Here is a 16,393-nt window from a genome sequence, read left to right as displayed (position 1 = left end):
TTCCCATCTCTCAAGTCTCTGAGGACATCATGAAAGTCGTCGTTCTGGGTGCCGGCATCATCGGCGTGACGTCAGCCTATCAGCTTGCCAAGGCGGGCCACGAGGTTACGGTCATCGACCGGCAGCAGGGCCCGGCGCTGGAAACGAGCTTCGCCAATGCCGGCGAGGTTTCCTTCGGCTATTGCTCGCCCTGGGCGGCCCCCGGCATTCCCATGAAGGCGATCAAGTGGTTGTTCATGCACCACGCGCCGCTCATCCTGCGCCCGAAGGTCGATGGCGCCATGCTCTCATGGCTCGTCAAGATGCTGTCGAACTGCACGTCGGAGCGTTACGCGATCAACAAGAGCCGCATGCTGCGCCTTGCCGATTACAGCCGCATTTCGCTCGCTGAGCTTCGCGAAGAGACGGGTATTGCCTATGACGAGCGTATGCAGGGCACGCTCCAGCTCTTCCGCACGCAAGCGCAGCTCGATGCATCCGCCAAGGACGTCAAGGCTCTTGCGGCCGACGGCATTCCGTATGAGGTGCTTGATCCCGATGGCTGTATTCGCGTCGAACCGGCCCTTCGGCATGTCCGCGGCAAGATCGTCGGTGGTCTGCTGACACCGAAGGACGAGACCGGCGACTGCTTCAAATTCACCAATGCGCTTGCTGCAAAAGCGATTGAGCTTGGCGTCCGGTTCCAGTACGGCACGACGATCAAGGGGCTCGACATCGAGGGCAGCCAAGTACGTGGCGTGGTGACCAATCGTGGACGCCTGGATGCCGATGCGATCGTTGTCGCGCTCGGCAGCTATTCGCCGCTGCTGCTGAAACCGCTCGGCATCAACCTGTCCGTCTATCCGGTCAAAGGCTATTCGCTGACGATCCCGATCACCGATGCCTCGCGCGCACCGGAATCGACCGTCATGGACGAAACGTACAAGATCGCCATCACTCGCCTCGGCGACCGCATCCGCGTCGGCGGCATGGCGGAAATCTCCGGCTATACCAATGATCTCGGCCTTGCCCGGCGCCGGACGCTAGAGCATTCCGTGACCGATCTCTTCCCCGGCGGCGATGTCGCCAAGGCCTCGTTCTGGTCGGGCCTGCGGCCGATGACGCCGGATGGCACGCCGGTCATCGGACCGACGAGGATCAAGGGGCTTTATCTCAATACCGGTCATGGCACGCTTGGATGGACCATGAGTTCCGGTTCGGCACGCGTCATCAGCGATCTCGTCAGTGGCCGCAAGCCTGATATCGACGCGACCGACCTCGCGATCAGCCGCTACGCCTGACAAAGGGGTCTCAACGCGGGCGCTCAAGAACAGCGGCGGGGCTGATCGCCCGCCGGTTTCGATCAATGCCGCGGAATTCGTGGCAGGAAGATCGTGAATAATCCCAACAACGGCAGATACGAGCAGAGCGTATAGACGAAAGGGATGCCACGCGCATCGGCGAAATCGCCGAGCCAGGCCGCACCCAGTCCACCCGCCCCGAAGGCAAAGCCGAAGAAGATGCCGCCGATCAGTCCCACGCGGCCAGGGATCAGCTCCTGCGCAAAGACCACGATCGCCGGGAAGGCCGAGGCAAGCACGAGGCCGATGACGACGGTCAGGACGCAGGTCCAGAACAGGTTCGCATAGGGCATCAGCAGCGCAAACGGGATGACGCCGAGGATCGAGAACCAGATCACGAAACGCGCGCCAAAACGGTCGCCCACCGGCCCGCCCATGATCGTGCCGACCGCGACCGAGCCGAGGAAAAGAAACAGCATCAGCTGCGCATCCCGGACATCGAGATGGAACTTGTCGATGACGTAGAAGGTGAAATAGCTCGAAATGCTCGCCATGTAGACGTTCTTCGTCGCCGTCAGCAGGATGAGGATGGCAAGCGCCCACATCGCCTTGTTGCGCGCGATCGGCAAGGCGCGGCTCGGTGCAGGGCGGGCCGACTGCTGGCGGCGATGGTTGATGAACCAGTTGCCGACCCAGCTCAGAACGATGAAGCCAATGACGGCCAGCACCGAAAGCCAGGCGACGCTCTTCTGGCCATGCTGGAGGACGAAGAACGCGGCAATGAGCGGCCCGATCGCCGAGCCGGCGTTACCACCGAGCTGAAACAGCGACTGCGCCAGCCCGTGACGTCCGCCCGAAGCGAGACGTGCAACGCGCGAAGCCTCCGGATGGAAGACGGCCGAACCGAAGCCGATCAGGCTTGCAGCGATCAGGAGCACGCCGAAACTGCCGGCATAGCCAAGCAGCACCAGGCCTGCAAAGGTGCTGACCATGCCCACGGGCAGCGAATAGGGCATCGGCCATTTGTCGGTCACGATACCGACCACTGGCTGCAGCAGCGAGGCGGTAATCTGGAACATCATCGTCAACAGGCCGATCTGCACGAAATCGAGCGCATAATTCTCTCTGAACATCGGATAGAGCGACGTCAGCAGCGATTGCATCGTATCGTTCAGCAGATGACAGGTGCTGACCGCCATAACGATCGACATCGTCGTCTTTTGATATCGGGCCTGCGTACCCGCCACTTCCGCAACCATGTGGGGAATCCTCCTGCGCCGGCGAGACTTGCCGACGATATGACTTGATCCGCCTTTAGCACGGCTTGCGAATGTCCTTCTTTCGTGTTTTGGTCCAATAGTTTCTCGATTGGGCCAAAATGGAAAAGCTATCGAAACAGTTGCTGGCGACCCTCGACGACGACCATGTGCGAAACATGCGTTGGATGGAGGAATCGCCAGCCGACGTGCTCGTCCATAGCGCCGAGCCGCCGCAGGGCTACACGGTTCCCTGGCATCACCACCGCCGCACGCAGCTGCTTTGCATCTTCGCCGGCGTCGCCCTGATTATGACGGCGCGCGGCCGCTGGATGGTGCCGCCCGGCCATGCCCTATTCATCCCCGTCGGGCTGGAGCATTCGATTGAGATCCTGAGCGACGTCAGCATGAAATCCGTCTACGTGACGCCGCGCGGCCAGCCGCCGAAGGGTGAAGCGCCGCGTGTCGTCGAAGTGACCGATCTTGCCCGCAGCCTGCTGCTCGAAGCCATCCGGCTGCGGGAGGCGCCGGTCAGCCATCGCAAGGCCAAGCTCGTTCTGTCGCTACTGGTCGAGGAAATCGCAACGTTGCCCGAGCGTCCGCTCGGCCTGCCCTTCCCGTCCGACCGCCGATTGACTGCGCTCTGCCGCAACTATCTCTCCAACCCATCGCCTAATGCCAGGCTGGATGATTGGGCCGAAAAGCTTTCGGTAAGCCGCCGAACGTTCACCAGGCAGTTCCGCAAGGAAACCGGCATCAGCTTCACCACCTGGCGCCAGCAGGCAAGCGTCTTTGCCTGCCTGCCGCAACTGGCGGAGGGCCAGCCCGTCACCAACATCGCGCTCGAAGCAGGCTATGAGAGCGTGGCGGCGTTTACCACCATGTTCCGCCGCATGCTCGGCACCTCGCCGCGCAGCTATATGGCCAACCGCTGGACCCTTGAGCGGCAATCAGCTTGAAGCCTCCTCTTGAAATGAGCAGGCGCTTCCGGCAAACAGCGCTGAAGAGCGAGGCAAAGCATATGCGGCATATTCACATCGTCGGTATCGGCACGGGAAACCCCGAACATCTGACCGTGCAGGCAATCAATGCGCTGAACTCAGCCGATGTCATCCTCATTCCCAGCAAGGGCGCGGCCAAGAGCGAGCTTGCCGACGTCAGGCGCGAGATCTGCCAGCGCTACGTCACCAATCCAGCCACCCGCTACGTGGATTACGACGTGCCATCACGCCAGACGGCGGACCGCAGCTATGTGCGGAGCGTCGATGAATGGCATGACGCGATTTCCGCGACCTACGAGCGGCTGTTTCTGGAACATCTGACGGAAAGCCAAAGTGCTGCCTTCCTCGTCTGGGGCGATCCCGGCCTTTATGACAGCACGCTCCGCATTCTCGAGCGTGTCGTCGCCCGCGGCAATGTTGCGCTCGACTATAGCGTTATTCCCGGCATCACCAGCATCCAAGCGCTGACAGCAAGTCATCGCATCCCCCTCAATCTGGTCGGCAAGCCGGTTCAGATCACCACCGGTCGGCGATTGGCCGAAAGCTTTCCCGGAATTGCCGAAACGGCCGTCGTCATGCTCGATGGCGAGCAGGCCTTCAGCAAGATCGACGATCCCGATGCCTATATCTATTGGGGCGCCTATCTCGGCACCAAGGATGAAATCATCATCGCCGGCAGGCTGGCGGACGTTTGCGAGCGGATTCTTGCGACCCGCGCCGAAGCCCGCGCCCGGCATGGATGGATCATGGATATCTATCTTATGCGTAAGGGTCGGGACTTCGACGATCTCGAATAAGCGCCAAATACCAAATCGTTTGCCCGCCGATCCGGTTTGTGCAAGAAAATGTCCCTTATGAAGGGCAGTCTTATGGTTGCGGTCGACGCGCAGACAGTGGAGGAACAAGCGTGCTTCTCTCAGGGGGGAGCTGCCGAGGACGGCGTTGCATCGCCCCTGCCCTCTATGGTTCGCGGTGCCTGCCCCTCGCTGAGTGCACCGATGCAGACCGGCGACGGCCTTCTTGTTCGCTTGCGGCCGTCGACCCCGGGGCTGACTATCGCGCAATTACGCCTCTTGGCGGAAGCAGCCGAGAGACACGGCAATGGCCTGATCGAGATCACTGCGCGCGGCAATATTCAGCTACGTGGCATGACGCTGCAAAGCATGCCTGGACTGGCCGCCGATATCGATCGGGCCGGCATCGTGCCAGAGAGCGGCGTCGCGATCGAAGTCCCGCCGCTCAGCGGTGTCGATCCGTCCGAGATCGCTGATGCACGCGGGCTTTCTGAGCGTCTGCGAAGCGCCATCGATGCACTTCGTCCCAAGCCATTGCTCGCTGCAAAGCTCGCCATTATCGTTGACGGCGGCGGCCGGCTCGTCCTTGACGAACTCTCGGCGGATATCAGGCTGAAGGCTGTCACTGCCGCCGATGGCCGAAAGCTTTGGACTCTTGCCATTGCGGGAACCGAGGCGACGGCCATACGGCTTGTCGTCCTGCCTGGCGAAGAAGCGATAGCCTGTGTCATGGCATTGCTCAAAGCCTTGGCTGCAATCGGACCCCGCGCCCGTGGCCGTGACCTGGACATCGCCGCTTTAGGACTACAGTTTCCTGCCCCTTCCAGCTTCCCACGACGAGAAACTAACTCATCCGCCCTTCCTGTCGGTGTCATTCCGCTCGACAACGAACAGACCGCACTCGGATTGCGGCCCGCCTTCGGTCAAATCCACGCTCAAGAATTCATCCGATTTCTTGACCATGCAGAGATGGCGGGGGCGCATGAATTACGGACCGGCCCCGAACACAGCCTGTTGCTGCTCGGCCTCCCGCGCGAGCGGATCAATGGCATTCTCGCCGCGGCAGCTGATTGCGGCTTTCAGACACGCGCCGATGATCCTGCAAATTATGCCGTTCCCTGTTCCGGTGCCGGCGCATGCGCCTCTGCCCACTACGCCACGAAAAAGGCGGCCGCCGATCTGGTCGAAATCGGGCCTGAGCTGCTGGATGGTTCGCTCAAGGTGCATCTATCCGGCTGCGCAAAAGGCTGCGCCCATCCTTTCCCGGCGATGCTGACCATCGTCGGTGCTGCAACGGGCTATGCTATTGTCGTAAATGGGTCAGCATCATCAGAGCCCGTGGCTTACATCCATAAGGAATATCTGAAATCGGCGCTGGCTGCGCTCGGGGAACTGGTGCGAAACAACAAAGCTGCTGGCGAATCGGCACAGCAGTGTCTTAAACGGCTCGGCCGGGACGCAATCGCGACGGCCTTACGACAGGGATAGAAATGCCTGACTATGACTATATCCGCGAAGGGGATGCGATCTACGAGCGCTCCTTTGCGATAATCCGCAGCGAAGCCGATCTCCAGCGTTTCCCTGAAGCCGAGACCGATGTCGCCGTCCGCATGATTCATGCCTGCGGATTGGTGGAAGCGGCAGAACATTTTCTCTTCTCTCCCGATTTCGTCGCATCCGCCCGCAAGGCGCTGACTGACGGTGCACCGATTTTCTGCGACGCGGAGATGGTCGCTCGCGGCATCACGCGCGCCCGTCTGCCTGCCGCCAACGAAGTGATCTGCACCTTGCAGGACCCGCGCACGGCGGAGATCGCCAAGTCCATTGGCAACACGCGCTCGGCGGCCGCCATGCATCTTTGGACCGATCGGCTGGCGGGCTCCGTCGTTGCTATCGGCAACGCGCCGACGGCCCTCTTCCACCTTCTCGAAATGCTGCGCGATGGCGCGCCGAAGCCTGCTGCCATCATCGGCATGCCCGTCGGTTTCGTCGGCGCGGCGGAATCGAAGGATGCGCTTGCCGAAAACTCCTACGGCGTTCCCTTTGCCATCGTGCGCGGCCGGCTAGGCGGCAGTGCCATGACGGCAGCCGCCCTCAACGCGCTTGCGAGGCCGGGCCTATGAGCGCACCATCCAACGGAAATCTGATCGGTGTCGGCACCGGGCCTGGCGATCCCGAACTGCTGACGGTCAAGGCCGTCAAGGCTTTGGAGCGCGCCGATGTCGTCGCCTATTTTGCCAAGCAAGGCAGAAACGGCAACGGCAAGGCCATCGTCAGCGACCTGCTGAAAGCGGACGTCACGCTGCTGCCGCTCTACTATCCGGTGACGACCGAGATCGAGAAGGACGCGCCGGAATATCTCCGTCAGATCACCGCCTTCTATGACGCCTCGGCCGAGATGGTGGCGGCGCATCTTCGCGAAGGAAAGACGGTTGCCGTACTCAGCGAGGGCGATCCGCTGTTTTATGGCTCCTACATGCATCTGCATGTGCGCCTTGCCGATCGCTTCCCCACTGAAGTCATCCCGGGCGTGACAGCCATGTCCGGTTGCTGGTCTCTTGCAGGATTGCCGATGGTGCAGGGAGACGACGTTCTCTCCGTGCTCCCCGGAACGATGGCGGAGGCCGAGCTAACCCGCAGATTGGGTGATACACAGGCTGCCGTCATTATGAAGGTTGGCCGCAATCTGCCAAAAATCCGCCGCGCGCTCGATGCCGCCGGCCGGCTGGAGGAAGCGATCTATGTGGAGCGCGGCACGATGGCGAACGGCGCCATGACGCCGCTTGCCAGCCGCGACGATGCCGAAGCGCCCTATTTCTCCATTGTGCTGGTTCCCGGCTGGGAAAGCCGGCCATGAGCGGACGTCTCTATGTAATCGGCACCGGCCCCGGCAATCCCCAGCAGACGACGCCAGAGGCGCTTGCTGCCGTCACGGATGCTCATGAATTTTACGGTTACGGCCCCTATCTCGACCGCCTGACGTTGCGCAGCGACCAGATCCGTCAGGCATCCGACAATCGCGAGGAGCTGGACCGCGCCAAGGTGGCGCTGCAGCGGGCGGCAGCCGGCGTCAATGTCTGCGTTGTTTCCGGCGGCGATCCCGGTGTTTTTGCCATGGCGGCCGCCGTTTGCGAGGCGATCGATCATGGTCCGGTTGAATGGCGGACGGTAGACCTTATCGTCGTGCCGGGTATCACGGCCATGCTTGCCGTTGCGGCCCGCATCGGCGCTCCCCTTGGGCACGATTTCTGCGCGATCTCGCTTTCGGACAATCTGAAACCCTGGCCGCTGATCGAGAGTCGCCTCCGCGCCGTTGCCGAAGCGGGCTTTGTGATCGCGCTCTACAATCCGATCAGCAAGGCGCGGCCCTGGCAGCTTGGCAAAGCCTTCGAGATCCTGCGCGCCGTGCTGCCCGGCGAAACACCTGCCATCTTCGGTCGGGCCGCCGGTCGTCCCGACGAGCGCATGACAGTGGCTCGGCTCGCCGATGCCGAGGCCTCGCAGGCGGATATGGCGACCTGCGTCATCATCGGCTCGGCCGAGACGCGCGTCATTGCCCGCGAAGGACGCCCCGATCTGGTCTATACGCCGCGCTTCATCAGGGAAGAGACGAAATGATCGATCCGATCGAGCGCAGCGTCTACCGTTTCGACCACCGGCAACCCGGCGGTATCCGCGCGCTCGACCATGATCACCTTGATTCCGAGCTGCCTTGCCGCCTCTATCTTCCCGTAGGTCGCGTCACCGCCGCTGTTCTTGGCGACGACCGCCTCGATTCCATGCCGTTGCAGCATCTCCAGCTCGTCCTCCAGGCGGAACGGACCGCGGCTGTGGATGTAGCTGACGTCAGGCACGGTCAGCGGCGGCTCGACGGGATCGACGCTGCGGACCCAGTAATGATGCTGCCGCGCCGCGTTCGCCTGATGCGCCTCCTGCCGGCCAGTCGCAAGGAAGACACGCAAAGGCTTGGCGCCAAGTGCAGCGATGGCTTGCGAAACGCTATGTACGGAAAGCCAGTCATCGCCTTCGACCGGCATCCACGCCGGACGGCGCAACGCAAAGGCCGCCACAGCGCATTGAACAGCCGCTTGCGCGGCATTGGCGGAAATGCGGGCCGCGAAGGGATGGGTGGCATCGATCACCAGATCGATCTTTTCATCGATGACATAGCGGGCAAGCCCCTCTGCGCCACCGAAACCGCCGCTGCGCACCGGAACGGGCTGCGGCGCCGGATCGGCGGTTCGTCCGGCAAGGGACAGAACAATGTCGAGATCAGTGCGCGGGGCAAGCGCCGCCGCCAGCGCTCGGGCCTCGGTCGTGCCGCCGAGGATCAGAATGCGGACCTTGCCCATGGCTGAGACACCTTCAGTTCAACGCTGGCTTACTCTTATCGGCATCGGCGAAGACGGTCCAGCCGGTGTCGGCGACGAGGCCAAACGGCAGATCGCTGACGCGCCGTCGGTCTTCGGTGGTGTACGCCACATCGAGTTGATGAGGTCACTGATAACAGGCGAAACCCATCAATGGCTTTCGCCATTCGAAAAATCCGTTGAAGCGGTTCTTGCCCGGCGCGGAGAACCGACAGTGGTTCTTGCCTCCGGCGATCCTTTTTTCTACGGCGTCGGCGCGACACTTTCGCGGCACATTCCGGCCGCTGAAATGACCGTTATCCCAGCACCCTCCTCCTTCAGCCTTGCCGCGTCGCGCCTCGGCTGGCCCCTGCAGGAGACGACGGTTCTGTCGCTCCATGGCCGGTCCATCGATCTGATCCGGCCGCACCTGCATTCGGGCCGCAAGATCCTGGCGCTGACATCCGATGGCAAAGGCCCCGCCGAATTGGCCGCCCTGCTGCGCAGCTCTGGTTTCGGTCCGTCAGAACTGACGGTTCTGGAAGCGCTTGGCGGTCCATACGAAAAAGTCTCCCGGGAAACTGCGGCTAGCTTTAGCCTCTCCGGCATCAACGATCTGAACATCTGCGGCGTCGAGGTCAAGGCGGAAGCCGGCGCGCGGATTTTGCCGCTAAGCGCAGGCCTCGCCGACGAGCTTTTTGAACATGACGGCCAGATCACCAAGCGGGAGATCCGCGCGATGACGCTATCCGCGCTGGCGCCACGTTATGGTGAGCTGCTCTGGGATATCGGTGCCGGCTCCGGCTCGATCGGCATCGAATGGATGCTGGCCGATCCGTCACTGCGCGTCATTGCCATTGAGGCTTCCGTTGAACGCGCCGCTCGAATCCGCCGAAACGCAGCGAATTTCGGTGTACCGGGCCTGACCGTTGTCGAAGGCGAGGCGCCGGCTGCTCTTACCGGCCTGCCGGCACCGGATGCGATCTTTATCGGCGGTGGCGGCAGCGATGCCGGCGTGCTGGAGGCCGCCATCGGCCAATTGAAAAGCGGCGGCAGGCTGGTCGCCAATGCCGTCACGACCGAAATGGAAGTCCTTCTGTTGGCCGAACAGGCACGCCGCGGCGGCTCGCTGATCCGTATCGACATTGCGCGCGCCGCACCTGTCGGCCGCATGACCGGCTGGCGGCCGGCCATGCCGGTGACGCAATGGTCTTGGATCAAGCCATAATTGAGAATGAGGTAGAGTGATGACAGTGCATTTCATTGGCGCAGGCCCAGGCGCCGCCGACCTGATCACGGTGCGCGGCCGCGACCTGATCGGCAAATGCCCGGTCTGCCTCTATGCCGGCTCGATTGTCTCGCCGGAACTGCTGCAATATTGCCCACCCGGCGCCCGCATCATCGATACGGCGCCGATGTCGCTTGACGAGATAGAGGCCGAATACCTGAAAGCCAATGCAGCGGGCGAGGATGTCGCGCGCCTGCATTCGGGCGATCTCTCGGTCTGGAGCGCGGTTGCCGAACAGATCCGCCGGCTGGAGCAGCATGGCATCGACTATACGCTGACCCCAGGCGTTCCCGCTTTCGCAGCCGCAGCTTCGGCGCTCGGCCGCGAACTGACCATACCAGCCCTCGCCCAAAGCCTAGTTCTGACCCGCGTTTCCGGTCGGGCCTCGCCGATGCCGAACAATGAGACGCTAGCGAAATTCGGCGCGACCGGCGCGACGCTCGCGATCCATCTGGCCATCCATGCACTCAAGGAAGTCGTCGAGGATCTGACGCCGCTTTATGGCGCGGACTGCCCGGTTGCGATCGTCGTCAAGGCATCCTGGCCCGATGAGCGGATTATCCGGGGCACGCTTGCCACGATTGAGGCAAAGGTAGCGGCGGAGCCGATCGAGCGCACCGCATTGATCTTCGTCGGCCCGTCGCTCGCCGCTAGTGATTTCCGCGAAAGCTCGCTCTACGATCCCACCTATCAGCGTCGTTTCCGTGGCCGCCAATAACGCCTGATACCGTTGCAAATCGCTTCGAAATTTCCTCTAGTCGATGTCAACCGCTGCGTGGAACGAGGATCAGGATATGCAACGCATAACCATCACCATCGACGACGATCTTTTGGAGACGATCGATAAGATCAGCGCGCAGCGCGGCTATGCCAGCCGCTCGGAAACCTTGCGCGATCTCGTGCGCGATGCCGTGACCCGCGCGCAGCCGACCATAGATGGCGAAGCGCGATGCTACGCGGCCCTTGCCTACGTCTATGAACACGAGACCCGCGACCTGTCGCGCCGGCTGACGACGGCGCAACACGATCACCACGATCTTTCAGTCTCGACGCTTCATGTTCATATCGATGGGCAAGATTGCCTCGAAGTCTCCGTGCTGAAGGGTAAGGTGGACGAGATAAAGACCTTTGCCGACAGCGTCGTGACGCAACGCGGCGTACGCTTCGGGAACTTGCACATCATTCCATCCGACAACGGCGCAGACCACCCCGAACCCCATTCGCATGACTGAGTGGACGGCAAGTTGCCCGCGGACTACCCAGTTAGAGCTGATGACTTAGGCTATACTCCTTGAGAGCGGCAACCAAAACCAGGCGGCTTCAACAGGGCCAGTGATGCCGGCGGCGGCCAGCATCGGCTTCAGCGCCGATCCGGGTCATGCCTTCCGGGCGGTAAGCACGGTCAAACCGAAGTTATTGCTCACCACATAAGATTCCGTCAGGCCTTGACGAAGGACGGCGAAACATAAATGTCTTCCCATCACGGCAAATGGGGGAAGCGATGAAGATACTCGGCATATCGGGCAGCCTGCGTAAAGGCTCCTTCAACACGGCCCTGCTGCACGCGGCCGTCGAATTGGCACCAAACGGCGTCGAGCTGATCGCCCGCACCATCCATGGCGTGCCGCTTTACGATGCCGATCTCGAGGCTGCGGATGGCATTCCGGAAAAAGTACAGGAACTCAAGGACCTCGCCATTTCAGCCGATGGGCTGATCCTGTTTACGCCGGAATACAACAATTCGCTTCCGGGCGTTTTCAAGAACGCAATCGACTGGATGAGCCGGCCCTCCACAGACATCGCTCAGGTTTTCGGCGGAAAGCCGATCGCCGTCCTCGGAGCTTCGCCGGGCAATTTCGGTACCATCCTCAGCCAGAACGCCTGGTTGACGGTGTTGCGCACGCTCGGCGCCGAAGCCTGGTTCGGCGGTCGGCTCATGGTGTCACGTGCCGGCAGTGTCTTTGATGCCGATGGCGCAATCGTCGACGAGAAAGTGAAGCACAATCTTGCGGCTTTCATCGATGGCTTCACGGCCTTCGTCGCGGATCGCAAAAAGGACTGATGCGTGGCTCTGCGGATGGACCGGACCGCAAACATGGAGCCTATGATTGAACCGATGAATGACCTAATGTGAATGTGGTGCCGGGTCCCGGCGCCTCCGGGGCCCCGCACATCTTCTTCCTTCGAAAGCCATGAAATCCAATAGTACCGGTTACGTCTTCACGCTGTTGGCAATCAGCATATTCGCCATACAGGACGGCATCTCCAAGCACCTTGTCAGCGCCTACCCGCCGCTTCTGGTGGCGATGATCCGCTATTGGGCTTTCATGCTTTTCGCCATCGCAATGGCTTCGCGCGCGCCTGGCGGCTTGCGGCGCAACGTCAGGACCAAACGCCCTGTCCTACAGATTGCCCGGGGCTTGCTGCTCGCCGCGCAGATCGTCGTCGCCATCTCGTCCTTCGTCGTCGTCGGCCTTGCCCATTCTCAGGCGATCTTTTCATCCGGTCCGCTGATGGTGGCCTTGCTGTCGATCCCCATCCTCGGCGAGAAGGTCGGCTGGCGGCGATGGCTGGCGATCTGTTTCGGTTTCTTCGGCGTGCTGTTGATCCTGAAGCCGGAAAGCGGCGTCTTCGATGCGCGCTTCCTGGTGCCGCTCTTCGGCGCATTGCTATTTTCGCTTTACGTCGTCCTGACACGCTATGTCAGCCGCGAAGACGGCGCCATGACCAGCTTTTTCTATACGGGTGTGGTGGGCGCGATCGCCATGACCTGCATCGGGCCGTTCTTCTGGACACCGCTTGCGCCCCATGACTGGATCTTCATGGGCATTCTTTGCCTGACCGGCGTTTCAAGCCATTATTTCCTCATCCGAGCCTACGATATGCTGGACGCGGTGGTGATCCAGCCGCTGACCTATCTGCAGCTCGTCTTTTCCGCCATTATCGGTGTCATGATATTCGGCGAAAAGTTGAGCGCGCCCATGATCTTAGGCGCGCTTATCGTTGTCGCGGCGGGCATATTCACGATCTGGCGCGAACATGCCCTGGCGAGAACCCGGCTCAAGACCGGCAAGAGACCGGCGGGCTAAGCATCCACCTGGGCGCGCGGCTGCACCTCGGTATAGTAGCTCACATATTTCTGCCGGTAGCGCTCCGTTCCGCCGAAATCGCTGTAGCGCGGCAGTTCCGACATGTCGGTCTTGTTGAGGATCACACCGAGGATGCGCGAGTTGATCTGCGGCTCCTGCTCGAGAACATCACGCACCAGATTGGTCGGCGTTGCGCCCCATTCGGTCACCAGCAGGAAGGCATCGACCTGCGGCGCGAAGGCCTTTGCGTCGATGACGGGACCAAGCGGCGCAAGATCGACGATGATGTAGTCGAACATCTTGCGGGCATTTTCCATCAGATGCTGCATGCCCTGCGAGGACAGAAGCTCGCTGGTGTGCAGCAGATGATCACGCACGGCGACCGGAAGAATGGCAAGCTTGGTGCGCGGGTCGACCTTCACGGCATTCGTCCAGGGCACCTCGCCAAGCACAGCCTCGATCAGGCCCGCCTGCGGCGGCGTCTTCAGCGTGCGGCTGAGGCCCGGATTGCGCAAGTCGGCGTCGATGAGAAGCGTGCGCTTACCGCTGCTCGCAAGCAGGGCGGCAAAATTGGCAGCCGTCGTTGACTTGCCTTCGCCCGGCAGTGCCGAGACGACGCCGATGACACGGTCGGCACGGCCTTGCAGCATCACGTCGCTGGCGAGTTTCGCATTCCTCAAGGTCTCGGCGAAGATCGAGCGCGGCGCTTCGACGGAGATGCGCATTATGCGCTCGAAGGCGACGCCGTTTTCTCCCTCTTCCGCCGTTATCGGCTCCGCTCCGGCATCGGCCCTGCGCGACTTCTTCTTGCTCTTGCTCTTGCTCTGCTGACCGAGCAGCGGCAGATAGCCCAGGAATTTCAAACCGAGAGCAGCCCGCACGTCGGCCTCGACGCGGAAGTAACGGTCGCGGAACTCCTGGAATGCAGCTACACCGCAGCCGACCATCAGACCGAGGATGACCGAGAGCGCCATGACGAGCGTCTTCTTCGGGCTGGACGGCGCAGTGGGCACGCCGGCCACCGAAATGACGCGAGCCTTGGCGATGGGGAACGAGCGCTGCTGGGTCGCCTGTTCGAAGCGGCCGAGATAGGACTCGTAAAGCGTCTTCAGCGCCGATGCCTTCTGGTTCAACTCATTCAGGTGAACCAGCGACTTGTTGGCCTCGGAATTCTTGCCGACGACCTTGTCGATGCTTTCGCGCAGCGATTCCGCCCGCGACTGAGCGACATCATACTCGTTCTTGTAGCTGGCGGTGAGCTGCTGAAGGACCTGATAGATCTGCCGGGTGATGTCCTGCCGCTCGGCCTTGAGCGCCACGGCCTGCGGATGATCGGCGCCGAAATTCTGCGTGACATCCTGTTCGCGCTTTTCGACGGCGAGATAGCGCGTCTTTAGATCCTGCAGCACCGAATTGTCGGTCGAGCTCGACGAGATGGTCGCGTTCTTGACGGCGTTATCAGGGCCTTGGTCAATGATCGACTTATACTGATTGTAGCGGGCGGCGGCGCTGGCCGTGTCGGCCTGGGCGATGATCAGCTGCTTGTTGAGGTCGGAAATCTGCTGTTCCGACATCAGTTCGCCGCCGGTTGACGTCAGGCCATTGTCCGCCTTGTATTTCTCGACTTCCAGCGAAGCCTCCTGAGCGCGCTGGCGCAAGTCGTTCAAGCGTTCCTGTAACCAGACGGAAGCGCGTTCGGTTGCGTCGAAATTGGCGTTCAGCTGGTCGGTCAGATAAGCGTCGGCATAAGCGCTCGTAACCTTGGCGGCGAGACGCTTGTCCGTCGAACTGAAGGAGACGGCTACGACCGAGCTTCGCGTGACGCGCTCGACCTTCAGATTATCCTGCAGAACGGCAGCAACCTTCTGGCGCTGGGCTTCCCGCTGTTCCTCGGGCGTCATAGGTGGGCGGCCAGGTGTGAAGACGCTGACGATCAGGCTAACGCCGGATTTGAGCAAGGCCGCCGGAGATACGGGCGGATTGAGCAAGGTATTGTTGTCCGCGAGGCCCGCCGTGTCGACGACACGCAACGCCATCTCGTTCGATTTGAGGATTTCGACCGCACTGGCGATCTCCATGTCCGCCTGCTGGCTGCTTGCCGCCGGCGGCTGATCCTCGGCATATTTCGTCATGGTTTCGTCGAGCAATATCTGCGTCATCGACGTATAGCTCGAGGTGGCCGTCAACAGATAGACGACGGCCAGGATGACAAAGGCGGCCACGGCGAAAATGATGGTGCGGATGCGCCGGACCACGACGGCCATCAGCCGGTCGAGATCGATAAAGCTATCCTGCGACTCCGCTTGCGGAAGAGCGCTGTGGAAAGTGAAGTTCTTCTGATGCATGGCGACCACCTTGTCGGAGAAGCCCGAATGAACAATAGCCATGGCCCGCGGCCTTACCGGCCGCAGGCCACAATGTGAACAGGCTTAAGCGGCGGTCATCTGCGCTTCGTGCGAGACGACCATGTTGCGGATCGAGTCATAGACCAAGCTGCCGATATCGGAGCGAGCGAGCGCGAAGGCGACGTTCGCTTCGATGAAGCCGTGCTTGGACCCGCAGTCGAACGTGCGTCCGTTATAGACCTGGGCATGGAAGGTCTGCGTCTCGGAAAGGCGCAGCATGCCGTCGGTCAGCTGGATCTCATTGCCGGCGCCGCGCTCCTGACGGGCCAGAATGTCGAAAATCTCGGGCTGCAGAATATAACGGCCATTGAGGTAAAAGTTTGAAGGCGCCTCGGACGGATGCGGCTTCTCGACCATTTTGGTCACGGCGAAGCCATGGCGCACGGACTCGCCCTTGCCGATAATGCCGTATTTCGAGGTTTCTTCCGGAGCGCATTCCTCGACAGCGACGATGTTGCCGCCGGTCTCATTATAGAGGTCCATCAAGCCGGCCATGCAGCCGCGAATGCCGTAGCAGAGCATGTCAGGCAGAAGCAGCGCGAATGGCTCGTTGCCGATCAGATCGCGGGCACACCAGACAGCGTGGCCGAGGCCGAGCGGAGCCTGCTGGCGGGTGAAGCTGACAGCGCCCGGCCGCGGCAGGAGGCGTTCCAGCTCGCTGACCTGGTGGCTCTTGCCTGCCCTTTGCAGCGAAGAAATCAGCTCCGGCGTGTCGTCGAAATGGTCTTCGATCGCCGACTTGTTGCGGCTGGTGACGAAGACGATGTGCTCGATGCCGGCTTCGATGGCTTCATCGACGGCATATTGCACGACCGGACGATCGACGATCGTCAGCATCTCCTTTGGCATCGCCTTGGTGGCGGGCAGGAAGCGCGTTCCATTGCCGGCAACCGGGATGACTGCTTTTCTCACACGACGTTTGGGGTCCATG

General features: G+C 61.5%; 16 protein-coding genes. 12 read left to right on the top strand and 4 right to left on the bottom strand.

Annotated elements, in window-relative coordinates; all coding sequences use genetic code 11:
• Positions 1–29: 29 nt before the first annotated feature.
• Positions 30–1,280, top strand: coding sequence for a D-amino acid dehydrogenase (locus tag FBZ99_RS15505; RefSeq protein WP_113350598.1), 1,251 nt, complete (start codon positions 30–32; stop codon positions 1,278–1,280).
• A gap of 62 nt (positions 1,281–1,342) precedes the next feature.
• On the opposite strand, the gene FBZ99_RS15500 is transcribed toward FBZ99_RS15505, so the two are convergent.
• Complete coding sequence (locus FBZ99_RS15500) at positions 1,343–2,539, bottom strand: MFS transporter (RefSeq protein WP_113350599.1); 1,197 nt, start codon at positions 2,537–2,539, stop codon at positions 1,343–1,345.
• 119 nt (positions 2,540–2,658) lie between these two features.
• Here FBZ99_RS15500 and FBZ99_RS15495 point away from each other — a divergent pair, with 119 nt between their 5' ends.
• The 6 genes from FBZ99_RS15495 to FBZ99_RS15470 all read left to right on the top strand — a co-directional run bounded on the left by FBZ99_RS15495 (position 2,659) and on the right by FBZ99_RS15470 (position 7,949).
• The gene (locus FBZ99_RS15495) at positions 2,659–3,495 is read left to right on the top strand and encodes an AraC family transcriptional regulator (protein ID WP_113389340.1); all 837 of its coding nucleotides are present in this window, start codon (positions 2,659–2,661) and stop codon (positions 3,493–3,495) included.
• Between the two features lie 62 nt (positions 3,496–3,557).
• Positions 3,558–4,334, top strand: a complete 777-nt coding sequence (cobF, locus tag FBZ99_RS15490) for a precorrin-6A synthase (deacetylating) (RefSeq protein WP_113389412.1) — start codon at positions 3,558–3,560, stop codon at positions 4,332–4,334.
• Between the two features lie 57 nt (positions 4,335–4,391).
• Positions 4,392–5,819 (top strand): precorrin-3B synthase, encoded by a 1,428-nt coding sequence (gene cobG / locus FBZ99_RS15485; protein WP_113389339.1) that lies wholly within the window; start codon positions 4,392–4,394, stop codon positions 5,817–5,819.
• Positions 5,820–5,821: 2 nt separating this feature from the next.
• Positions 5,822–6,454: a precorrin-8X methylmutase gene (locus FBZ99_RS15480; RefSeq protein WP_113329640.1), complete on the top strand. Its 633-nt coding sequence runs from the start codon at positions 5,822–5,824 to the stop codon at positions 6,452–6,454.
• Positions 6,451–7,188 (top strand): precorrin-2 C(20)-methyltransferase, encoded by a 738-nt coding sequence (locus FBZ99_RS15475; RefSeq protein WP_113389338.1) that lies wholly within the window; start codon positions 6,451–6,453, stop codon positions 7,186–7,188. The genes FBZ99_RS15480 and FBZ99_RS15475 overlap by 4 nt, the downstream gene beginning before the upstream one ends.
• Positions 7,185–7,949, top strand: coding sequence for a precorrin-3B C(17)-methyltransferase (locus FBZ99_RS15470; protein WP_113389337.1), 765 nt, complete (start codon positions 7,185–7,187; stop codon positions 7,947–7,949). Before FBZ99_RS15475 ends, FBZ99_RS15470 begins: the two co-directional genes overlap by 4 nt.
• Here the strand turns inward: FBZ99_RS15470 and FBZ99_RS15465 are convergent.
• Positions 7,913–8,683, bottom strand: a complete 771-nt coding sequence (locus FBZ99_RS15465) for a cobalt-precorrin-6A reductase (protein WP_113389336.1) — start codon at positions 8,681–8,683, stop codon at positions 7,913–7,915. The two genes, FBZ99_RS15470 and FBZ99_RS15465, sit on opposite strands and share 37 nt — an antisense overlap.
• On the opposite strand from FBZ99_RS15465, the gene cbiE reads away from it, so the two are divergent.
• The 5 genes from cbiE (at position 8,667) to FBZ99_RS15440 (ending at position 13,057) form a co-directional block, all read left to right on the top strand.
• Positions 8,667–9,908, top strand: a complete 1,242-nt coding sequence (gene cbiE / locus FBZ99_RS15460) for a precorrin-6y C5,15-methyltransferase (decarboxylating) subunit CbiE (protein WP_113501176.1) — start codon at positions 8,667–8,669, stop codon at positions 9,906–9,908. The two genes, FBZ99_RS15465 and cbiE, sit on opposite strands and share 17 nt — an antisense overlap.
• Positions 9,909–9,927: 19 nt before the next feature.
• Positions 9,928–10,686 (top strand): precorrin-4 C(11)-methyltransferase, encoded by a 759-nt coding sequence (gene cobM / locus FBZ99_RS15455; RefSeq protein ID WP_113329635.1) that lies wholly within the window; start codon positions 9,928–9,930, stop codon positions 10,684–10,686.
• Positions 10,687–10,762: 76 nt separating this feature from the next.
• Positions 10,763–11,200 carry a nickel-responsive transcriptional regulator NikR gene (gene nikR / locus FBZ99_RS15450; RefSeq protein WP_113329634.1) on the top strand — a complete coding sequence of 146 codons (438 nt, stop codon included), beginning with the start codon at positions 10,763–10,765 and terminating at the stop codon, positions 11,198–11,200.
• A gap of 269 nt (positions 11,201–11,469) precedes the next feature.
• The gene (locus FBZ99_RS15445; RefSeq protein ID WP_113389411.1) at positions 11,470–12,030 is read left to right on the top strand and encodes an NADPH-dependent FMN reductase; all 561 of its coding nucleotides are present in this window, start codon (positions 11,470–11,472) and stop codon (positions 12,028–12,030) included.
• A gap of 130 nt (positions 12,031–12,160) precedes the next feature.
• On the top strand, positions 12,161–13,057 hold the full coding sequence (locus tag FBZ99_RS15440; protein ID WP_113329632.1) for a DMT family transporter: 897 nt from the start codon (positions 12,161–12,163) through the stop codon (positions 13,055–13,057).
• Here FBZ99_RS15440 and FBZ99_RS15435 read toward each other — a convergent pair.
• Positions 13,054–15,402 carry a polysaccharide biosynthesis tyrosine autokinase gene (locus tag FBZ99_RS15435; RefSeq protein WP_113351040.1) on the bottom strand — a complete coding sequence of 783 codons (2,349 nt, stop codon included), beginning with the start codon at positions 15,400–15,402 and terminating at the stop codon, positions 13,054–13,056. The genes FBZ99_RS15440 and FBZ99_RS15435 overlap by 4 nt on opposite strands.
• Before the next feature lie 84 nt (positions 15,403–15,486).
• The gene (gene galU, locus FBZ99_RS15430) at positions 15,487–16,392 is read right to left on the bottom strand and encodes a UTP--glucose-1-phosphate uridylyltransferase GalU (RefSeq protein ID WP_069610329.1); all 906 of its coding nucleotides are present in this window, start codon (positions 16,390–16,392) and stop codon (positions 15,487–15,489) included.
• Position 16,393 lies beyond the last annotated feature (1 nt).

The organism is Rhizobium sp. ERR 1071 (assembly GCF_007828675.1).
GTDB lineage: Bacteria > Pseudomonadota > Alphaproteobacteria > Rhizobiales > Rhizobiaceae > Rhizobium > Rhizobium dioscoreae.
Note: the sequence above shows the minus strand (reverse complement) of the source record. Positions and strands in the feature narration are given on the sequence as shown.